The following is an 18,279-nucleotide window of genomic DNA, read 5'->3' on the forward strand; positions in this document are numbered from 1 at the left end:
AAATTACTTGATGGTGCTGGTCAGGCGGAAGGCGAGACCCACATCGCTCATTTCGTTTTCGCTGTAGACGCTGAATTGAAGCTTGGACTTGCCGATGCTCTTGACGTAGGCAACAGTCCATGCCCAGTCGTCGTAGGTGCCCTTCGGGGCGCCGTAAAGGTTGTCACGCTTGTTGATGTATTCCCATTCCACCATGAGGTGGCTCATGAGGGTGTTCATGATGCCGCTGTTCGGTGCGAAGTCCAGGCCCAGGTAGAACGGCTGGTAGTAGATGCCCGGCTGGAAATACTTGGATTCGGGAGCGATATAGTTTTCGGCGTTAACATCCAGGTCGTCGTCCTGGGTGTAGATGCAGGCGTATTCACCGTAGGCACGGAGAATCGGGAGGAATCCGTAGCTGGCGTAGGCGGCCACGCGGTGGGTGATATAGGCGGTGTTCTGCACCACGTCGATGGCGTTAGAACGGTAGGCCACCTTGACTTCCAGGGGGAAGGTGAACTTCATGTCGTCTTCGATACGCACGTAACCCTGGTTGGCGTTGCCGTTCTTGGTGGCTACCATGGCGTTCAACTGGTTGAGGCCGTTTTTCCAGCCCAGTTCAAGAGCGTTGTGGCTGTAATCGCGCATCCACAGACCGCGCTTGGTCAAATCCTTGTCAATATAGGTACCGAAGTTGGTGGACTGGGACCAGTCGGTCTTCCAGCGACCAATTTTCAGGTTCAGGAGGTTGTCTTCGTTAAGGTTCCACTTGTAGTTCACCCAGTAGAGGTCGGCCAGAATCTTGTCATAGTAAGTGGTCTTACCGTCGCCATCCTTGACCTTGTTGCCGAATTCCGGGGCGAAAATGCGGAGCATGATGGTTCCATCCAAGTTTTCGCTCTTGTACTGACCGCCGATGTTGGCACGGATCCAGCCGCTGCTGAAGTTGTTGTCTTCGTCGGCGATGGACTTGGTGACTTGGGTCTGTACGTTGCCCTTGAGGGTCATATTGTCGGTGGCGTCAGCGGCAAATGCAGAAATGCTCATGGCGAGCGCGGCTGCTGCGATTTTACTGAACTTCATGATTACTCCTTGGAGGTTTTTTTGATTCGTGTCCAAATTTAGAATATTTTTTCTAACTTTGCCTCGTTTTTTAAGGAGTGTTCCGTGAAAGTGTTTCGTTTCGGTTATTTGCCTGTTTTGGGGGGTGTTTTTATTGTGAATTTGATGGTGGCTCCCGTTTCTGCTCGGGATTTGCTTCCGAACAAGACCCACGCCGTGCTGACCGTAACTTATACCAACAATGACGATGTTCCCCAGGGGCATAAAAAGCTGACTTTTGTGGGACAGAACGATCCCCAGAAAAAGTTGACCGTGACAACGGATGCAGAAGGCGAGGTGACGTTCCATATTCCTCGTGAAGAAACCTACACCATCTTTTGTGAAAGTGTGACAGGACCTTTTGAATGTGGTACAACGCCCTACGTTTCGCCTACGGCAAGTACGGGCGGTATTACGGTGGTGTTCGATGATACCCGTGTGGAATTGAAAGGCGTGAATTTTAAGGCTGGAAGCGCCGAACTGGAGCCGGAATCCATGGAAATACTGGATTCTGCCGTGGCAGGAATCAAGAAAAATCCCCAGGCCCGTATTGAAATCCAGGGCCACACGAGTTCCGAAGGTGATGACCAATTCAACCAGACTCTTTCGGAACAGCGCGCTTACACCGTGTTCCTTTACATGGTCGACAAGGGAATTGACCGCGGCCGTCTTTCGGCAAGCGGCTACGGTTCCAGCCAGCCCAAGGCTAGCAACGGTACAGAGGCGGGCCGCAAGAAGAACCGCCGTATCGAGCTTCGTGTGTTAAACGAAGACGAAGTCGAAGTGGAAGTAAAGACCAACTAGTTTTTACGGAAGCCGTCGTCGCCGAGGACAATCTTTCCTTCGCGGAAAAGCGTACCCAGAATCTTCTTGAAAGTCTTCTTGGACATGCCGAATTCGCGGCGAATCTCTTCGGGATCGCTGTGGTCGCCGTAAGGCAAGAATCCGCCGGCCTCTTCGAGCTTTTGCATAATGGCGGCGGGGCTTTCGCTCTTCATGATTCCCTTGTAGCCTACGGGGGTGAGGTTCAGGGTGATCTTTCCGTCTTCAGTAAAACGTTGTATGTAGCCAGCCATGGTGTCGCCAATGTAAATGCGCGGCGTGGCTGGCGTAATCATGAGGCGGCCCGTGTACCTGTAGTCCACCAGAAAATCGATGTGGTCGCGGGTGACTTCGTAGGCGGCGAGCTGCACCTTTTGACCCAGGTGGAGTTCCGAGGTGTCGGTATCTAAAAAGCTCTTGATTTTTTCGGTGGCCACAATGCGGTTGCTCTTGTCGTCTTCGAGGATGTAGACCACGCAACGGTCGCCACGCCTGAGTTCACCCAGCTGCTGCTTGAACGGTAAGAAAAGGTCCTTGTTCAGGCCCCAGTCCAAAAAAGCTCCGTAGCGGTTGACGTCCTTGACTTCGAGAACCGCAAATTCGCCGACGGTGGCGTAGGGCTTGTCGAGGGTGGCGATGGGGCGGTCTTCGGAATCCATGTAAACAAATACGTCTAGAACTTCGCCTTCTTCCAGGGTAAATTCTTCTTTTTTGCCGGGGAGAAGCACGCGTCCGCCAGTTTCAAGTTCCAGGTAGTAACCCTGGGGCATGATTTCTTCTACCCGGGCGCGGTTGTACTTGCCTAATTCCATAAGGGACCTTCCGTTCAAGTGATTTAGCCCAAAAATAGAAAATGTGCGGGGGAGAAGGAGCGATTTTGAACTGTTTTTCCGGATTTGGCGTGTAATATATAGATACACCACTAAAAAAGGAATAAACGTGATTCAAAACCTTCCTGTACAGATGCCCCGTGAAAAAATCGAAAAAATGGGGGCCTCCGCCCTTTCCAACGAAGAACTGCTCGCCCTGATTCTGGGGAGCGGAAACCAGGACTGCAACGTATTCGAACTGTCTCGCCACCTGGCGGATTTCCTTGCAAACCAGACCCAGGTGCCCTCTCTCAGCAAAATTCGGGAAATTCGTGGCTTGGGCAAGGTAAAGGCTGCCCAGGTACTTGCCTGCTTGGAACTTTCAGGCCGCTATATCCTAAGCGCCAAGTCAAATCCCATAATGTCGCCGGATGACCTCATGTCCAGACTATCATTTTTGAAATACGAGGAGCAGGAGCATTTGGTCGTTGTGACCCTGAATTCGGTCAATTGCGTGATTCGGGTTCATGAAATCACGACGGGACTTGTCAACAAGACGCCTGTACACCCCCGCGAAGCCTTTGCGAAGGCCATCGAGGATCGTGCCGTATCGGTGGTTTTTGCCCATAATCACCCTTCGGGCTCCCCGGAACCCAGTCTAGAAGATTTGGCCATTACCCGCGTGCTCTGTGCATCGGGGCGTATTTTGCAAATACCCGTATTGGACCACATTATTGTGGGGAAGGGCGGATTTTCCAGTATTTGCAGGATGCAGCCGGAAATGTTCGAACGGACCTTCGAAACAGACCAGGAATAAATTTGTTGCAAAAATTTTACAGTCCGTTTGTTGTGTGATTTTCATTAAATACGTAAAAAAAAGAGCATTTTTTTGTTGCTTTTTTGAGTAATAAGTTATATTTACAATAGTTAAATCGGGTAGCCTTGTTTGGTAGGCCGCCCACTATAAGGAGACGCTATGAATAAGGTAGCTATGGGTCTTGCCCTCGCTTTGGCAGCTTCTGCCTTTGCCGGACATCCCCAGACAATCAACAAGGAAGGCTTTGTGGGTGTGAACAAGACCCAGTCTGCCCAGTCCTTGGGACATTCCAAATTAGTATTTACCCTTTTGGGCGATGCAACTTTCGGTAACGACATGTTCCCGAACAATGAGGCCACTGGTACTGCTCTTCACGAAGAAACTTACAATGTAGAAGGTAGTCTTGTTAGCGATAAGAATGCTCCGGTAGCAGACTTTGTGGGCGGAAGTGCCTATATCGGCTTTGCCATCGGCATTTGGCATTACTTTGACTTGGGCGTGACCATGCCGGTCTATTACGACCAGTTCAATGCCGAGGACGTGGGTGGCCAGGGTGCCATTCCCAATACCAAGGTTGGCTATGTGGGTAACCTCAAGGTTGACTTGAAGGCCCGTTTCCCGCTGCCCGAAGATCAGATGTTCGATATTGCCGTGTTCGGTGGTGTGACTGCCGGTACCGCCAATGCCGAAAAACAGGGCCTCTGGATTCGTGAACCGGAATACATCAACAAGAAGACTGGTACTGCATACCCCTTCGGACACAAGATTACCACGGTTAAGGGCGGTCTTGCTGTAACGATGGATGCAAGCAAGCTCGACGGTGGTGACGGTTTCCCGTTCCTGTTGCACTTGAACGGCGGCTACCGCTATACGACAAATTCTGATTATTTGTCCCTCCCGTTCATGAGCGCCGCTGCTGAAATCTACTTTATGGATTTCATGTCGCTCTTCGTGGAATACTACTGGGATATCCAGATGGATAAATACGAGTATTGCATTGAAGATGCGTGTTTCGACAATGGTGACGGCAAGCTTGACATGAAGCAGTTGACCGGTGCCTTGGTGTTCCACCTGCCGGTCGGTGTCGATCTCCACATGGGTGCTTCTTACTACCTGGGTGGTGATAAGTTTGTGGCAAGCAATGTTCTCGAAACTAGCGAACGTCCGGGTGGTGTCACGGCTAGCCGTATCCGCGTGAACCCGGAATACACCGTTTATGGCGGTATCACCTGGAGTGGATTCCTGCTTGCTCAGGACCGCGATGGCGATGGCGTTACGGATGATGAAGATAAGTGCCCGGACGATGTTGGTCACCGTCTGAACCAGGGTTGCCCGTTGGGTAATCCGGACGCTGACGAAGACGGCGTTTGCGATTCCTGGGTTGCAGAAAAGGGCTTTGAATCTGAATTTATTGAAGTTTGCGAAGGCGTAGACCAGTGCCCCAACGAAGCTGGCGAAGGCGACGATGGTTGCCCGCTTGACAATCCGGATGCTGATGGTGACGGCGTTTGCGACGCTTGGGTGTCTCAGAAGAAGATGACCAAGAAGTTTGCCAACGTTTGCGAAGGCATTGACGATTGCCCGGCCCAGGCTGGTTCTCCGGCATTCAACGGTTGCCCGACCAAGCAGCCGGACCCGGATGGTGACGGTCTCTGCTCTCCGTGGGTCACTGACGAAGGTGCCATGAATGAATTCGCTGACATCTGTAAGGGCTACGATATGTGCCCGGGTGAAGCTGGTTCTGCTGCCAACAAGGGTTGCGCATGGGATGATCCGGATGCCGATAACGATGGCCTCTGCGACCCGTGGGTGACCGAAAAGAAGATGGGCTTCTACTTCGAAAAGGCTGCCGAAGACGAAAATATGGCTAAGGAATGGTTCATCGACAAGTCCTGTAAGGGTATCGACAAGTGCCCGACCGAACTTGGTCCTGCAACCAACGAAGGCTGCCCGCTTGGCAACCCGGATACCGATAAGGATGGCCTCTGCGATCCGTGGGTAACCGAAAAGAATATGCTCGATCAGTATGACGGTATCTGCTCTGGCGTCGACAAGTGCCCGACCGAAGCCGGTGAAGCATTTGCTCAGGGCTGCCCGATGGAAAGCCCGGACCCGGATGGTGACTCCCTCTGCTCTCCGTGGGTGACCAAGCAGAAGATGCTTGACCAGTTCAAGGATATGTGCCGCGGCTATGACCGTTGCGAACTTGAAGCCGGTCCTGAATGGAACAAGGGTTGTCCGATTGACGACGATCCGGACCCGGATAAGGATGGCGTCTGCTCTGAATGGGTTGCTACCAAGAAGCTGCAGAAGGAATTCGAAAGCGTTTGTACCGGTATCGACCGCTGCCCGGATGAACCGGGTGACGATGGCCATGGCTGCCCGAAGAAGGCTGTTGAAAAGCTCGATGGCGTGACCTTCAAGAGCGGCAAGGCTACCTTGGAATCCAACGCTAAGAAGATCCTCCAGAATGTGGCTAAGAAGCTCGTGAACGAAGACAGCTACAAGGATCTGAAGATTGTAATCCAGGGTCACACCGACAACGTGGGTAAGGAAAAGACCAACCAGAAGCTTTCCGAAAACCGCGCTAAGGAAGTGATGAAGACCCTCACCAAGGCTGGCGTGAAGAAGGATCGTATCAAGGCTATCGGTATGGGCTCTAGCTGCCCGATCGACGACAACAGCACTGCCGAAGGCCGCGAAATGAACCGCCGTATCGAAATGCACTTCGTAACGCCGGATAACGACGGTACCCAGTGCGAAAGCAACCTGGTGCAGTAATCGGTTTCTAAAGCATTGAAATCATCCCCGACCCGATAGGGCCGGGGATTTTTTTGTGCAGTTTTGGTAACAATGAAAAAGGATATTTTTTAGGACTTTTTCCGATTTGTTTTATTAGATTAATTTTTATGGGGAGCGTCAAGGTTTATAATGAATAGGCGTCGGAAAATATTTGCTTGGATATTGGCCATCGCGATGATGATGATAATCAACGTTGTGATAGCGAATGTTCTTAAGCAGGGCAAGTACGATTCCATCCTTAATCTGGATGAAGGTTGGACGCTTATATTCCACGATGATACGACCGAAATTCCCTCTATCAAGGATTTTGCCTTTGAGGATCATAGTATAAAGAGGGGCGATTCCCTTATTTTGAGACGTAGGCTGGGGACGGATTATCCGGAAAATCCGGTACTGCGTTTTGAAACCTATCATGCGTTCATAGAAGCCTATCGAGACCATGACCTGCTGTATTCAAGCGGCAAGAAAGACTTCACGGAAGGGAGTGTGGTCGGAAGCAGCCTCCATTTCGTGTACTTGGGAGTTCTGCAGTATAAGAACAGGATGCTTGAACTTCGGTTCCATATGGCTGAAGATGATGCGTGGGATGTTTTGCCGATAATGGAAGTGTTGCCTGCCAGGTACGCCTATGGGGATTTCTTTGCCAGGCATTCCATGTCGTTGGCGGTTGGGCTGTTCTCGCTTTTGTTCGGAGCCCTTTCCCTATTTTGTAGTTTGGGCGCGTTCTATTACGGAATGTCTTTTTTCCGGATCTTGATGACGGGCGTTCTTTCTTTTAGCCTAGGCTTATGGACGATTTGTTATACGAGACTGATGCAAATTTTCTCTCTTGATTTTTCGTTCAACACGTGTCTGGAATATATTAGCCTGTATACCGCCCCGATTCCGCTGTGCTTGCTGTTGCTGCACTTGCATTACAAGAAAATCAGTAAAGCTCGTTGGTGGGGACTTCTTTGCGTTGCTGCTGTTGGTGTAATATTCCTAGTGTCGACGATCATATTGAACGGAACTCATGTATTGCGCTTCCCGAGAACATTGTGGATGTTCCATGTTTATGCGATTGTTGGACTGGGTTATATGATTTTTGCGGGAATCCTGTATAACCGTCATTTCGACGCTCCCGGTAAAATCCTTTCGGCGGGAGTCTCCGTATTTGGCGGCTTTGCGGTGATTGACCTTGTCCGCTTCAACGTGGCCAAGTATGTGCATATGGAACATTCTGTCCTTGAAATGACGCTGCTTCCGGTGGGGACTTCTGCATTTGTTCTGTTGCTTGTTCTTAGCTATTTAGTTTATGTGTACCAGTTGCTTTCTGAAAAGGCCGAGAAGGATGCCTTGTCGGAGATGGCCTATAAGGATGCGCTGACGGGACTTTATAACCGCGCCAAGTGCCTGCAGATTTTTGGAGTGCTTGATAAAGGCGATGGCGATTATGCCATCGTGAGTATCGACATGAATGGTCTGAAACTGGCGAATGACAATTATGGCCATAGTACCGGTGATAAGCTGATTAAGGCTTTTGCCGATGTGCTTAAAGATGCCTTTGCAGGGATTGGTTCGATCATCCGCGTGGGTGGCGATGAATTCTTGGTGATTGTTCGGAGCGAACATGTTTGCGATGTGGAGGGGGCCTTGTCCATGATGGCCGAACTCCAGAAGGCCCGTAGCGTAAAGTTGCCGATTCCCTTGGAAGTGGCTTATGGCATTGCGTACAGGAATGAACTTTTAAAAGGAGCCTCCGGTTCCGGAGAGAATGTCCGCGTCGGGACAGAGGACGTGTATCATTTGGCCGATGAACGCATGTATGCCATGAAAGCGTCGATGAAGTCGAATTTAGTCAGAAAGTGAGGCTGGGGATTTTTATATTAGGGTTTATGACTAAACTCGATGAAATTCTCCAGTCCTTGGAAGCTTCCAACCATGACCTGGTGGAAATGCTCCCGGCCAATTTGAATCACAAGATGGTGCAGAAGGCTCGCCTTGGCAAGAAGCCCGTGCCCAAGCATACCCAAGATCTCATTTTGCAGGCAGTCAATGCCCTTTTGCGTGAAAAAGCGGTCACCGAAGACAAAAAGGTGAAACAGTACAAGCGCGTAGAAATTTTTGGTGAGTAAATTATTAAATTAAAACTATGCAACAGTACTTAGACTTACTCAAAGATATTTTGGATAATGGGGTAGACCGTTCTGACCGTACGGGGACGGGAACCCGTTCTGTATTTGGCCGCCAGTGCCGTTATGATTTGTCCAAGGGATTCCCTTGCCTGACGACGAAAAAGCTTCACTTGCGGTCCATTATTCATGAACTTCTGTGGTTCTTGAAGGGCGATACCAATATCAAGTACTTGCATGACAACAAGGTGACCATTTGGGACGAATGGGCCGACGAAAACGGTGATTTGGGCCCCGTTTATGGCCACCAGTGGCGTAGCTGGCCGACCCCCGATGGCGGTCATATCGACCAGATCCAGAATTTGGTGAACAGCCTCAAGAACAATCCCGATTCCCGCCGCCACTTGGTGTGCGCATGGAATGTTTCTGAAGTGGACAAGATGGCCTTGCCGCCTTGCCACTGTCTGTTCCAGTTCTATGTAGGCGGTGTTGGCGCCTCTGGCAAGCGCAAACTCAGCTGCCAGCTTTACCAGCGCAGTGCCGATACTTTCCTCGGCGTGCCCTTCAATATTGCTTCTTATGCGCTCTTGACCTTGATGCTTGCCCAGGTCTGCGACTACGAACCGGGCGAATTCATTCATACCCTGGGCGATACGCACCTGTATTCGAACCATTTCGAACAGGCCCGCGAACAGCTGACCCGTACGCCCCGCAAGCTCCCGACCATGAAGTTGAATCCTGCCGTGAAGGATCTTTTCGAATTCAAGTTCGAAGATTTTGAACTGGTGGATTACGACCCGTGGCCCACCATCAAGGCGCCTATAGCCGTGTAAGTATAGGGGAGGCAAAGAGATGCTGATTTCTGCAATAGTCGCAATTTCTCAGAATAATGTAATCGGTCGCGATGGCCATTTGCCGTGGCATTTGTCGGCAGACCTTAAGCGCTTTAAGGCGATTACCACCGGGCACTCTATTGTGCTTGGCCGCAAGAATTACGACGACATAGGCCGCCCGCTCCCGAACCGCACCAATTACGTGCTGACTCGGAATGCGGCTTTTGAAGCTCCTGGCTGCATTGTTTGCAATAATCTTTCTCAGGCGATTGAGAGCGCTCGCGCCGCCCACGAAACGGAATGCTTTATCATTGGCGGCGCGGCGGTTTACCGCGAAGCCATGCCCCTGGTACAAAAGCTTTACGTGACTCGCGTACTTGCCGATGTGGTCGGCGATGTGCTGTTCCCGGAATGGGGCGATGGTTGGCATAAGGTGAGCGAAGAACGCTTTGAAGCCGACGAGAAGAACGATTATCCGACAACCTTTGAAGTCTGGGAGCGCTAATTGGTAGAACCTGAAAAAATTCATAAGCAATATTTGTGGGTGACGTCGGTTTCGGCCGTTGTTTTTCTTTTGTTGTTTGTCGTTTTTTTGGGTGCCGTTCGTTCCAGCGGCGTTGCGCCGAGACATGTCCGCTTTGACAAGGGCTGGACTATTACATACAAAGGCGAAAAAACTGAAGTAGAGTCTTTGGCGAATTACACTTTCCCCAAGAATCTCAAAAGCGGCGATTCGCTGATCTTGGAAGGTCTGATTCCTGCAAAATTACTGTCGAATTCTGTTTTCAGGTTTCGAACCGCCCATACGGCGGTAGAAGTTTTTGAAAACGGCAAGAGTGTGTATGAATATGGTAAAAACAGGGTGTTCCCTGGGTGCGGTTACCATTATGTCCACTTGAACCATGGCGAACACCAGAAATTGAAAGTGGTCCTTGTTGAAAAAGTAGACAACAGGAAGATTGTTTTTTCGAAATACGAACTGTTGCCTGAAGAATATGCCATGAGTGATTATTCTTCACGCCATGTTTTTGCCCTTGTCATTGGAATCTTCCTTATCCTTTTTGGCGTGCTGGCGGTTTTGGTCGGTGTGGTCATGCGGATATACGGGGTCAACTATTTCCGTCTGCTGATGATTGGACTCCTGTCTTTTACCTTCGGCACTTGGACCATGTGCTACACGAAACTGATCCAGATTGTGTCTTACAATTTGACGCTCAATACGACTCTTGAATATATCTGCCTTTATTTTGCTCCGATTCCGTTTACGCTGTTGCTATGGAACATGCACAAGACGCATCTTGGCCGTTCCAAAACCTTGATCATGAAGTTCTTGGTAGGCTATGAAATCGTATTCCTGCTTGTCGCATCGGTTCTTCATTTTACGGGCTTGTTGTTCTACCCTAAATTGCTGGCGTTTTTCCATCTGGTTGTCTTTGCCGGATTGGCTTACTTTGTGTTTTCCGGTATTCTCTACAACAGGAAAATGGATGAGTCCGGAAAAATTCTTTCCCGTGGCGTCTTGTTCTTCGTGGTGATGGTCGTGGCGGACCTGTTTCGTTTTAACTTAACCCGTTATATCGCGACCGACAACCCGCTGCTGGAATCCTCCTGGATTCCTCTGGGTACGCTGGGCTTTGTGCTGTTGCTTGTTCAAAGTTATGTCGTTTACTTGGTCTACATTTTGGAAGACCGTGCCGAAAAGGGTGCTTTGGCGACAATGGCTTATTTGGATGCCCTGACGGGGCTCTATAACCGTGCCAAGTGCCAGCAGATTTTTGAAATCCTGGATAAGAGCTTTGGCGACTATGCCTTTGTAAGCATCGATATGAACGGTCTTAAAGAAGTGAATGACAATCATGGCCATAACGAAGGAGACCGGTTCATTAAAACCTTTGCAGACGTCTTTAGGGAGGCTTTCAGAGGTATTGGAACCACCATTCGTGTGGGTGGCGATGAATTCCTGGCCATTGTTCGCAGTGAACATGTGGCTGATGTGGGTAGTGCCATTTCGAAAATGACGGAACTCCAGAAAAACAGCAGTGCAAAATTGCCGGTTCCCTTGGAAGTTGCCTATGGAATTGCCTTCAAGCACGAATTTTTGAAGTATTCTTTCAGCGTTGCTGAAGAAAAGGGCGTTGATGCAGAAAAAGTCTATCATTTGGCGGATGAGCGCATGTACGCCATGAAATCCTCCATGAAGTCGAAGCTCGCAAGGCTGTAGAGCGGCTTTTCCGAGTTATTGGTAACTTTTCCCCCTTTTTTAGTATATATTAAAGGCATGCTTGACTTTAATGTTTTTTACCGTTTGGCGGCTGCCATTGGCATTGGCCTGATTATCGGGCTGCAGCGCGAGCATACGTATATGGACAAGTCGGATCGCCATCCGGCTGGTGTACGCTCGTTTACGCTGGTGGGCCTTGCCGGTGCCATGACGGCTATGCTTTCGGATTTGATGAACGGTGTTGCTCCCTTTGTGACCGGTTTTATCGTTATCGGGCTTTTGCTTGTGGCTTCTCATTTGTCCTATGCCATGGGGCGTCGCCCCCAAGAAGGGCAACCGGCGGAGAGTAACGATGGAATAACGACCAATATTGCGGTTCTTGTGGTGTATTTGCTGGGAGCCATTTCTTGGTACGGGCGGCTGCTGGAGTCCTGCATTGTGCTGGTGGTCATGCTCTGGGTGCTTTCGGCGAAGGAGCAGTTGCATACTTTTGCCCAACGTCTTTCCAAGGAAGACATTATTGCCATCGTGAAATTCGCGGTGATTACGGCGCTGGTGTTGCCCTTCCTCCCGAACAATTCCTACGGTCCGCCGGGACTTGAAGTCTTGAATCCGCGGTCAATCTGGATTTTTGTGGTGTTCATTTCGGGCATCGGTTTTGTAGGCTACGGCTTGATCAAGCTTGTGGGGCCGGGCAAGGGCATTTGGCTTACGGGCTTGCTTGGCGGACTTGCCAGCAGTACGGCGCTGACCTTGAATTTGGCTGGGCGCAGCCGCGAAAATGAAGATTATGCCTCTGACTTTACCCTTGGCATTGTGCTGAGCTGGGCGGTGATGTACGCCCGCCTTTACCTGATTTGCATTTTCTTGAGCAGCTCCTTGGCGGGGCCTTTAGCATTGCCGCTGTTGTTGCCGGTGGTGCCTGCGCTGGGTTATGCGCTTTACCTCAAGGTGAAAGAGTTCCGCAATCACCAGCAGAAGTCGGCTGATTTTACGAACCCCTTCAAGCTGTTGCCTGCGATCAAGTTTGGCGTCATCTTTACCTGCGTTATGTTCGTGGCCAATGCGGCTCGCGTTTACCTGGGTTCGGGAGCGCTGCTTGCTTGTAGCTTCTTGGGTGGTGCAGCCGAAATGGATGCGGTGGCCTTCTCTGTAATCGACATGAACTTGAAAGCGGGACTCCCGGTACGTGAATTGGTGCTGGCATTGTTGTTTGCTAGTCTCGCCAATACGATTACGAAGGGTGGCTTGGTGTTTTTCTTGGGTGCAAAGTCCATGCGACGTCCGATATTGCCTGCGGTAATCTTGATTTGCTTGGTGACGGCGGGTCTCATTGGGTATTATGCATTTTTATAAAAAAGGATAGGGTATGGGTGAAAAAATGATTCACGCTTTGACGGTGGCTGGCTTTGATGGCTCTGCCGGAGCAGGCTTTATCTCGGACATCAAGACGATGGCGCATTTTGGCGTTTACGGCCAGGCGGTCTGTACGGCGCTTACGCAGCAAAACGAAGAAGAATTCGTGGCACCCGGCTGGGTCATTTGGGACCGCATCGAGGCACAGCTAGAAACGCTTTTCAAAAAGCACACATTTAAGTATGTAAAAATCGGCCTTGTGGAAAAGTCTCGCACCTTGAAGCGCATTGTGGAATTTGTCCGCGAAAAGTCGCCGGATGCATTCATCGTATGGGACCCCATTGCAAGTGCGTCGGCCGGTTTCCACTTTATGCGGGATGCCGAAAAGTTCTTGCCGATTATGAAGTCTATTGACTTGGTGACGCCGAACCAAGATGAATTTGCCTACTTGGGGCTCGGCCTTGCGGAGTCTCGTGAACAGATCAAGATGGGCCGTGATTTTGCGGTACTGTTGAAGGGCGGGCACGCTAGAGGCAAGGAATCGATTGATACCTTGTGGTATAAGGACGAACAGTACAAGTTCAGGAGTCCGCGATTGCCTGGCAAGGGCAAGCATGGCACGGGCTGTGTGCTGAGTTCTGCAATCCTTGCAAACGTGGCCCTCGGCAAGGATGTGCCCACCGCCTGCGAAATCGCCAAGCAGTACATGAACGAATACCTGAAAAGCGGCGAAGGTCGGCTGGGGTTCTTGGTATGAGAAAAATTTCAATTGCGCTGGCTGTGATTGCTCTTGGCCTTCTGGGTTGTGAAAGTACAGAAAATTCCCATAATGTATATGTAAAGGAACATACTTACGGCTCCTTTACCGATGAGCGAGATGGTCAAGTTTACAAGACGATTGTTATCGGTGAACAAACCTGGATGGCGCAAAATTTGAATTTCGAGGTGGAGAATAGCTATTGTTATGCCGATGATTTAGAAATGTGTAAAAAATACGGTCGGCTTTATACCTGGGCTGCGGCGATTGATTCGGTGGCGCTAGCAAATGATGAAGATAATCCTTTGGATTGTGGCTATGAAAAGGTTTGCGAAATTTCTGGCAACATTAAAGGTGTTTGTCCTGACGGCTGGCATTTGCCGTCGAAAGAGGAATGGACTGCTTTGTTGGCTTTGGCGGGTGATGAATCTGAGGCATGCGTAGCCCTTAGGGCAACTAGAGAATGGAATGACTACGAAGGGTATCCGGCTGCAACGAATGATTTAGGATTTTCCGCTTTTGCGGTATCCGGCAGAGATGATGAAGGCCACTTTGGTCAAAATGGTAGTATCACGCATTTTTTGAGTTCTTCCGATTTGTATTTGAAATTGGCTACGTGTGTTGTTTTGGATGCCTTTGGTAAAGCGAGAGTGGACAAGTGTTTTAAACATTATGCAATCTCCGTTCGCTGCGTGGAAGACGCCCCCGCAGCGCCTTAGCCATCGTTTTACTTAACGTGTGATTGCTATCTGGGAAATTTGTAATTTTTTAATTGTTTTTAGAGAAGAGCTTTTCCCTTTCGGAGCATAACATGAAAATCGTAAGCGCATCAATGCTTTTCAAAAACGTCTTTGCGAGCAGGCTGAGTCGGGGCTGTAATTAGGGGGAGTCTTCCCCCTTTATAAAACAAAAAAGGCACCCCGTAGGGTGCCTTAAATTTTGTGGATTGCTTCGCCCCGTCGGGGCTCGCAATGACGTAGAAATTAATCTTCCTCAGCAGGGCGCTTGGAGAGCTGCTTGCGCTTGATCGGGTCGAGCTCGGTCTTGCGGAGGCGCAGCACTTCCGGCGTGACTTCGATGCATTCGTCTTCGTTAATGAAGGTGACGCATTCTTCCAAAGTCAGGCGGCGGTACGGAGTCAGCTGGATCATGTCGTCAGCGGACTTGGAGCGCATGTTGGTGAGGTGCTTACCCTTGGTGACGTTCACGATGATATCGACGTCGCGGTTGTGTTCACCCACGATCATGCCCGGATAAACTTCGGCACCCGGTCCGATGATGAGGTAACCACGGTCTTCCAAGTTGGAAAGGGCATAGCTTGCGGCTTCGCCCGGTTCCTTGGCAATGAGCACGCCGTTCACGCGGGCCGGAATTTCGCCCTTGTACGGTTCGTAGTCCTTGAAGATGGACTGGCTGATGGCGTAACCCTTGGAAAGGGAGAGCAGCTTCGGGCGGATACCGATAAGGCCACGGCTCGGAACGAGGTATTCGAGGGTCACGCGGTCGTTTTCGTCGGTGGTCATGTTGACCATTTCGCCCTTACGGGTGTTGATTTCCTGAATGCAGGCGCCGCTGAATTCGTTCGGCACTTCGACCTTGAATTCTTCGATCGGTTCCAGGAGCTTGCCGTTTTCGTCGTTCTTGAAGATCACCTGCGGAGAACCGATGGTGAATTCATAGAGTTCACGACGCATGTTTTCGACGAGGATGGTCAAGTGGAGAATGCCACGGCCGGACACCTTGAAGGTAGATGCGCCGTCGACCTTTTCGACGAGGAGGGCGGGGTCAGCCATGTGGGCGCGTTCCAGACGTTCCTGGAGCTGGTTACCCGTCATGAACTTTCCACCGTACTTACCGGCCAGGGGCGAGGTGTTCACGGTGAAGAGCATGGAGATGGTCGGCGGGTCAATGTGGATGCGGGGGAGGTGCACCGGATTGCTCGTCGAAGAAAGGGTATCACCGATGTCGAAGTTGTCGAGACCGGCAATCAAGATGATGTCGCCCGGACCGGCTTCTTCGATGGGTTGCGGGGTCAGGCCTTCGTAACGCAGAATCTTCTGGATACGGATGTTCTTGACCTTGCCGTCGCTCATGGACTGGGCAACGGTCAGGTTCGGCTTGAAGGTACCCTGCTGCACGCGGCCCACGGCCAAACGACCGAGGAAGCCCGAGTATTCGAGGGAAGCAATCTGCAGAAGCGGTTCTGCAGCCGGATCGCCCTTCGGAGCCGGGATACGTTCGATAATCTTGTCCATCAAAATGTGGAAGTCGCCATCCGGGTCTTCCATTTCGGCCTTGCAGATGCCCTTACGGCCAGAACCGAACACCTTGTCGAAGTCCAGCTGCTGTTCGTTGGCGTCGAGTTCGCAGAACAGGTCGAACACCTTGTCGAGGGCACCGTGGGGGTTGCAGCCGTCGCGGTCGATCTTGTTCACGACAACGATAGGAATAAGTCCCATTTCGAGGGCCTTCTGGGTCACGAAGCGGGTCTGGGCCATGGGGCCTTCGAAGGCGTCCACCACCAGAATCACGCCGTCCACCGTACCAAGAACGCGTTCCACCTGGCCACCGAAGTCGGCGTGCCCCGGGGTATCGACGATGTTCACGCGATAGCCCTTGTACATGACGCTCGTGTTCTTGGAAAGGATGGTGATGCCGCGTTCACGTTCCAGGTTGTCGGAGTCCATCACGCGTTCGTTCACTTCTTCGTTTTCGTGGAAGGTTCCGCACTGCTTGAGGAGCTGGTCCACCAGGGTAGTCTTACCGTGGTCAACGTGGGCGATAATGGCGACGTTTCTGATTTTAGATGTATCCATAAAGGCTCTTTTGATTGACGTTTATTTTTGCGCGCAAATTTAGAAATTATAGCCGATTATGGCAATGTTTTGGGGCCAAGTTTACTATATTTGGGCTACTATGGCAAAAGAATTCGACAATTTTGACGATGAAGAAATGGACGAAGCCGCCCTCGAGAAGTTTGATTCCGAGGACTCCCTTGCCCAGACTCCCCAGGTTCGCGACTATAGCGACCGCCGTATCCTGATTTGGGAAGAAGACGATTCCCATCGCGAAGCTTGCCTGACGGTGCTGACCGACCTTCTTGTGGGTGCAACCATCAAGGCTGTAAAGACCGAGGCCGAAGCCCAGGAACAGCTCGAAAACGACGACTGGGATACTTTCGTTGTCGACTTCTACACCGAAGGCGTTTCCGCCAGCGACTTCATCAAGAGCGCGAACAACTATCCGGGTTCTATCCTGGTGGCCTTGAATATGGGTCCGCTGACTCTTGCCGAAGAACGTGATCCGTCCCGCACCGAATTGCTTCGCAGGCTTTTCGACGTGGAACGGGCCAATACGCAGATTCACGCTTAATTACAGAAATTCAGTTCGCCCGGAGTGGGTGTCGCAAGACACCAGGCCGAGGAATCCGAACGCACTTTCCAGTGGTCAATGTTCAGTTGGCCACTTTGATTGTATTTACCGCTACCCAGGGCGGGCACTACGCTGGCATGCAACGAGTCGGGGGCGTTTGCATAGTACAGGGAATCCAGGGTGATTCCGTCGCATTGCAGAATGATGCTCCCTTTGCTGTTGGTCATGTCGCTCCAGCCGTCGGTGTTCACGTGTTCTGCCGGAGTCTTTTCGGACGTGACGTCGCCTAGGACCATCACCGCTCCCGGCAGGATTTCGCTGGTAGTGAGGTTGTAGCGCTTGAGGGTGTTGGAACTGGTAATCCCCAAGACGCAGTCGTCCAGGAGCAGGGTGTCGATTGTCCCGTTGTAGATTTCGACGAATTCGTACTGGGCCGAGTCCTTGGCGGGGGCGGCGAAGTATTCCGTAATCAGGAGGTTGTCAGCTTTTGGCTTTCGGAATCCGGACCGGAGCGACAGCGTGATTTCGACATGGCGCTCCTCTGCGGTCTTGATGCCCAAGGCCACTTTGCTCCGGAGGGAGTTCAGCGTGAGGTCGGGCACCGGACTGTCTTCGGTGAGCAGGAACTTGTCGCTTAGACTGTAGATGGCGTTCCCTGTAGAATCGAGCAGGGAAATCTGCACATCGTATTCCACGCCCAGCTTGAGCATGCCGCTCTTGAAATAAATCTTGCCGGTGGATTCTTCCATGGGGATTTCGTAGCGGTCATTTTTGGAAGTGAGCGTCATGGTGCCGCCCACGATTCCGCTTTCGTTCTTGAGTCCGGTAGGGACTTCTACCACCACGAAGCCTACGATGGGGTGCATCTGGATGGATAGGTTCTCGGTGGATCCGGCTTGTAGCTTGGTGGTCAGTTCGCCCATTTGCATCAGGGCCCCGTTGGCGTAAATCTTGGCCTTGAAGGACCAGTTGTCGCTGGGGAAAAGGTCCATGTTGAAAAGGGCGCTGTCGGCAGAGTGTACGTAGTGGAGCGTGTCTGCGCCGTAGCAGTCCAGCACCAGGCTATCTAACAGTGGGGGAGTGCTGTATTGCAGTCGGAGGGCGACGGACGCTTGTTCCGAATTGCTGATGGCGGTGCCAGTTTCGTGGGTTTCGCTGCCACAGTTCCAGAATGCGAGTGCGCAAAGGATCGATGTGGCCATGGTTGCATGTTTTGTTCTAATAGGACTCATATTACCTCCATTTGGTTGAGTGGTCCTATTTATTAACACGCCAAAATTGAAAAAACAGTTCAAAAAA

Annotated in this window: 16 protein-coding genes; 12 read left to right on the forward strand and 4 right to left on the reverse strand. The window is 51.1% G+C overall.

Annotated elements, in window-relative coordinates; translation table 11 throughout:
* Positions 1-3: 3 nt before the first annotated feature.
* Positions 4-1,062: a hypothetical protein gene (locus ACJMNB_RS11675; RefSeq protein ID WP_405342635.1), complete on the reverse strand. Its 1,059-nt coding sequence runs from the start codon at positions 1,060-1,062 to the stop codon at positions 4-6.
* 84 nt (positions 1,063-1,146) lie between these two features.
* Here ACJMNB_RS11675 and ACJMNB_RS11680 point away from each other — a divergent pair, with 84 nt between their 5' ends.
* On the forward strand, positions 1,147-1,884 hold the full coding sequence (locus ACJMNB_RS11680) for an OmpA family protein (RefSeq protein ID WP_405342637.1): 738 nt from the start codon (positions 1,147-1,149) through the stop codon (positions 1,882-1,884).
* Here the strand turns inward: ACJMNB_RS11680 and ACJMNB_RS11685 are convergent.
* Positions 1,881-2,714 (reverse strand): S1 RNA-binding domain-containing protein, encoded by an 834-nt coding sequence (locus ACJMNB_RS11685; RefSeq protein ID WP_405342639.1) that lies wholly within the window; start codon positions 2,712-2,714, stop codon positions 1,881-1,883. The two genes, ACJMNB_RS11680 and ACJMNB_RS11685, sit on opposite strands and share 4 nt — an antisense overlap.
* A gap of 127 nt (positions 2,715-2,841) precedes the next feature.
* Between ACJMNB_RS11685 and radC the strand changes: the two genes are divergently transcribed.
* The 10 genes from radC to ACJMNB_RS11735 all read left to right on the forward strand — a co-directional run bounded on the left by radC (position 2,842) and on the right by ACJMNB_RS11735 (position 14,327).
* A complete protein-coding gene (gene radC, locus ACJMNB_RS11690; protein WP_405342641.1) occupies positions 2,842-3,528 on the forward strand; it encodes a DNA repair protein RadC in 687 nt (228 codons plus the stop codon).
* A 159-nt stretch (positions 3,529-3,687) separates the two neighbouring features.
* The gene (locus ACJMNB_RS11695) at positions 3,688-6,309 is read left to right on the forward strand and encodes an OmpA family protein (protein WP_405342643.1); all 2,622 of its coding nucleotides are present in this window, start codon (positions 3,688-3,690) and stop codon (positions 6,307-6,309) included.
* A gap of 195 nt (positions 6,310-6,504) precedes the next feature.
* Positions 6,505-8,178 (forward strand): GGDEF domain-containing protein, encoded by a 1,674-nt coding sequence (locus ACJMNB_RS11700; protein ID WP_405342645.1) that lies wholly within the window; start codon positions 6,505-6,507, stop codon positions 8,176-8,178.
* Positions 8,179-8,204: 26 nt separating this feature from the next.
* Entirely contained in the window at positions 8,205-8,444 is a 240-nt protein-coding gene (locus ACJMNB_RS11705; protein ID WP_088628166.1) for a hypothetical protein, read from the forward strand.
* A 17-nt stretch (positions 8,445-8,461) separates the two neighbouring features.
* A complete protein-coding gene (locus ACJMNB_RS11710) occupies positions 8,462-9,274 on the forward strand; it encodes a thymidylate synthase (RefSeq protein WP_405342647.1) in 813 nt (270 codons plus the stop codon).
* Between the two features lie 19 nt (positions 9,275-9,293).
* Positions 9,294-9,779: a dihydrofolate reductase gene (locus tag ACJMNB_RS11715; protein WP_405342649.1), complete on the forward strand. Its 486-nt coding sequence runs from the start codon at positions 9,294-9,296 to the stop codon at positions 9,777-9,779.
* A 72-nt stretch (positions 9,780-9,851) separates the two neighbouring features.
* Positions 9,852-11,495 (forward strand): GGDEF domain-containing protein, encoded by a 1,644-nt coding sequence (locus ACJMNB_RS11720; protein ID WP_405342651.1) that lies wholly within the window; start codon positions 9,852-9,854, stop codon positions 11,493-11,495.
* A 57-nt stretch (positions 11,496-11,552) separates the two neighbouring features.
* Complete coding sequence (locus ACJMNB_RS11725) at positions 11,553-12,851, forward strand: MgtC/SapB family protein (RefSeq protein ID WP_405342653.1); 1,299 nt, start codon at positions 11,553-11,555, stop codon at positions 12,849-12,851.
* Positions 12,852-12,864: 13 nt separating this feature from the next.
* Positions 12,865-13,608, forward strand: a complete 744-nt coding sequence (locus ACJMNB_RS11730) for a hydroxymethylpyrimidine/phosphomethylpyrimidine kinase (protein ID WP_405342655.1) — start codon at positions 12,865-12,867, stop codon at positions 13,606-13,608.
* Positions 13,605-14,327 carry a fibrobacter succinogenes major paralogous domain-containing protein gene (locus ACJMNB_RS11735; RefSeq protein WP_405342657.1) on the forward strand — a complete coding sequence of 241 codons (723 nt, stop codon included), beginning with the start codon at positions 13,605-13,607 and terminating at the stop codon, positions 14,325-14,327. Before ACJMNB_RS11730 ends, ACJMNB_RS11735 begins: the two co-directional genes overlap by 4 nt.
* Positions 14,328-14,591: 264 nt before the next feature.
* Here the strand turns inward: ACJMNB_RS11735 and typA are convergent, their stop codons facing one another.
* A complete protein-coding gene (gene typA, locus ACJMNB_RS11740) occupies positions 14,592-16,424 on the reverse strand; it encodes a translational GTPase TypA (RefSeq protein ID WP_405342659.1) in 1,833 nt (610 codons plus the stop codon).
* A gap of 100 nt (positions 16,425-16,524) precedes the next feature.
* On the opposite strand from typA, the gene ACJMNB_RS11745 reads away from it, so the two are divergent.
* Entirely contained in the window at positions 16,525-16,980 is a 456-nt protein-coding gene (locus ACJMNB_RS11745) for a hypothetical protein (RefSeq protein WP_405342661.1), read from the forward strand.
* Here the strand turns inward: ACJMNB_RS11745 and ACJMNB_RS11750 are convergent.
* Positions 16,977-18,212 carry a lamin tail domain-containing protein gene (locus ACJMNB_RS11750; RefSeq protein ID WP_405342663.1) on the reverse strand — a complete coding sequence of 412 codons (1,236 nt, stop codon included), beginning with the start codon at positions 18,210-18,212 and terminating at the stop codon, positions 16,977-16,979. The genes ACJMNB_RS11745 and ACJMNB_RS11750 overlap by 4 nt on opposite strands.
* Positions 18,213-18,279 lie beyond the last annotated feature (67 nt).

The sequence above is a fragment of the Fibrobacter sp. genome, assembly GCF_045131395.1.
In the GTDB taxonomy this organism is placed as follows: Bacteria; Fibrobacterota; Fibrobacteria; order Fibrobacterales; family Fibrobacteraceae; genus Fibrobacter.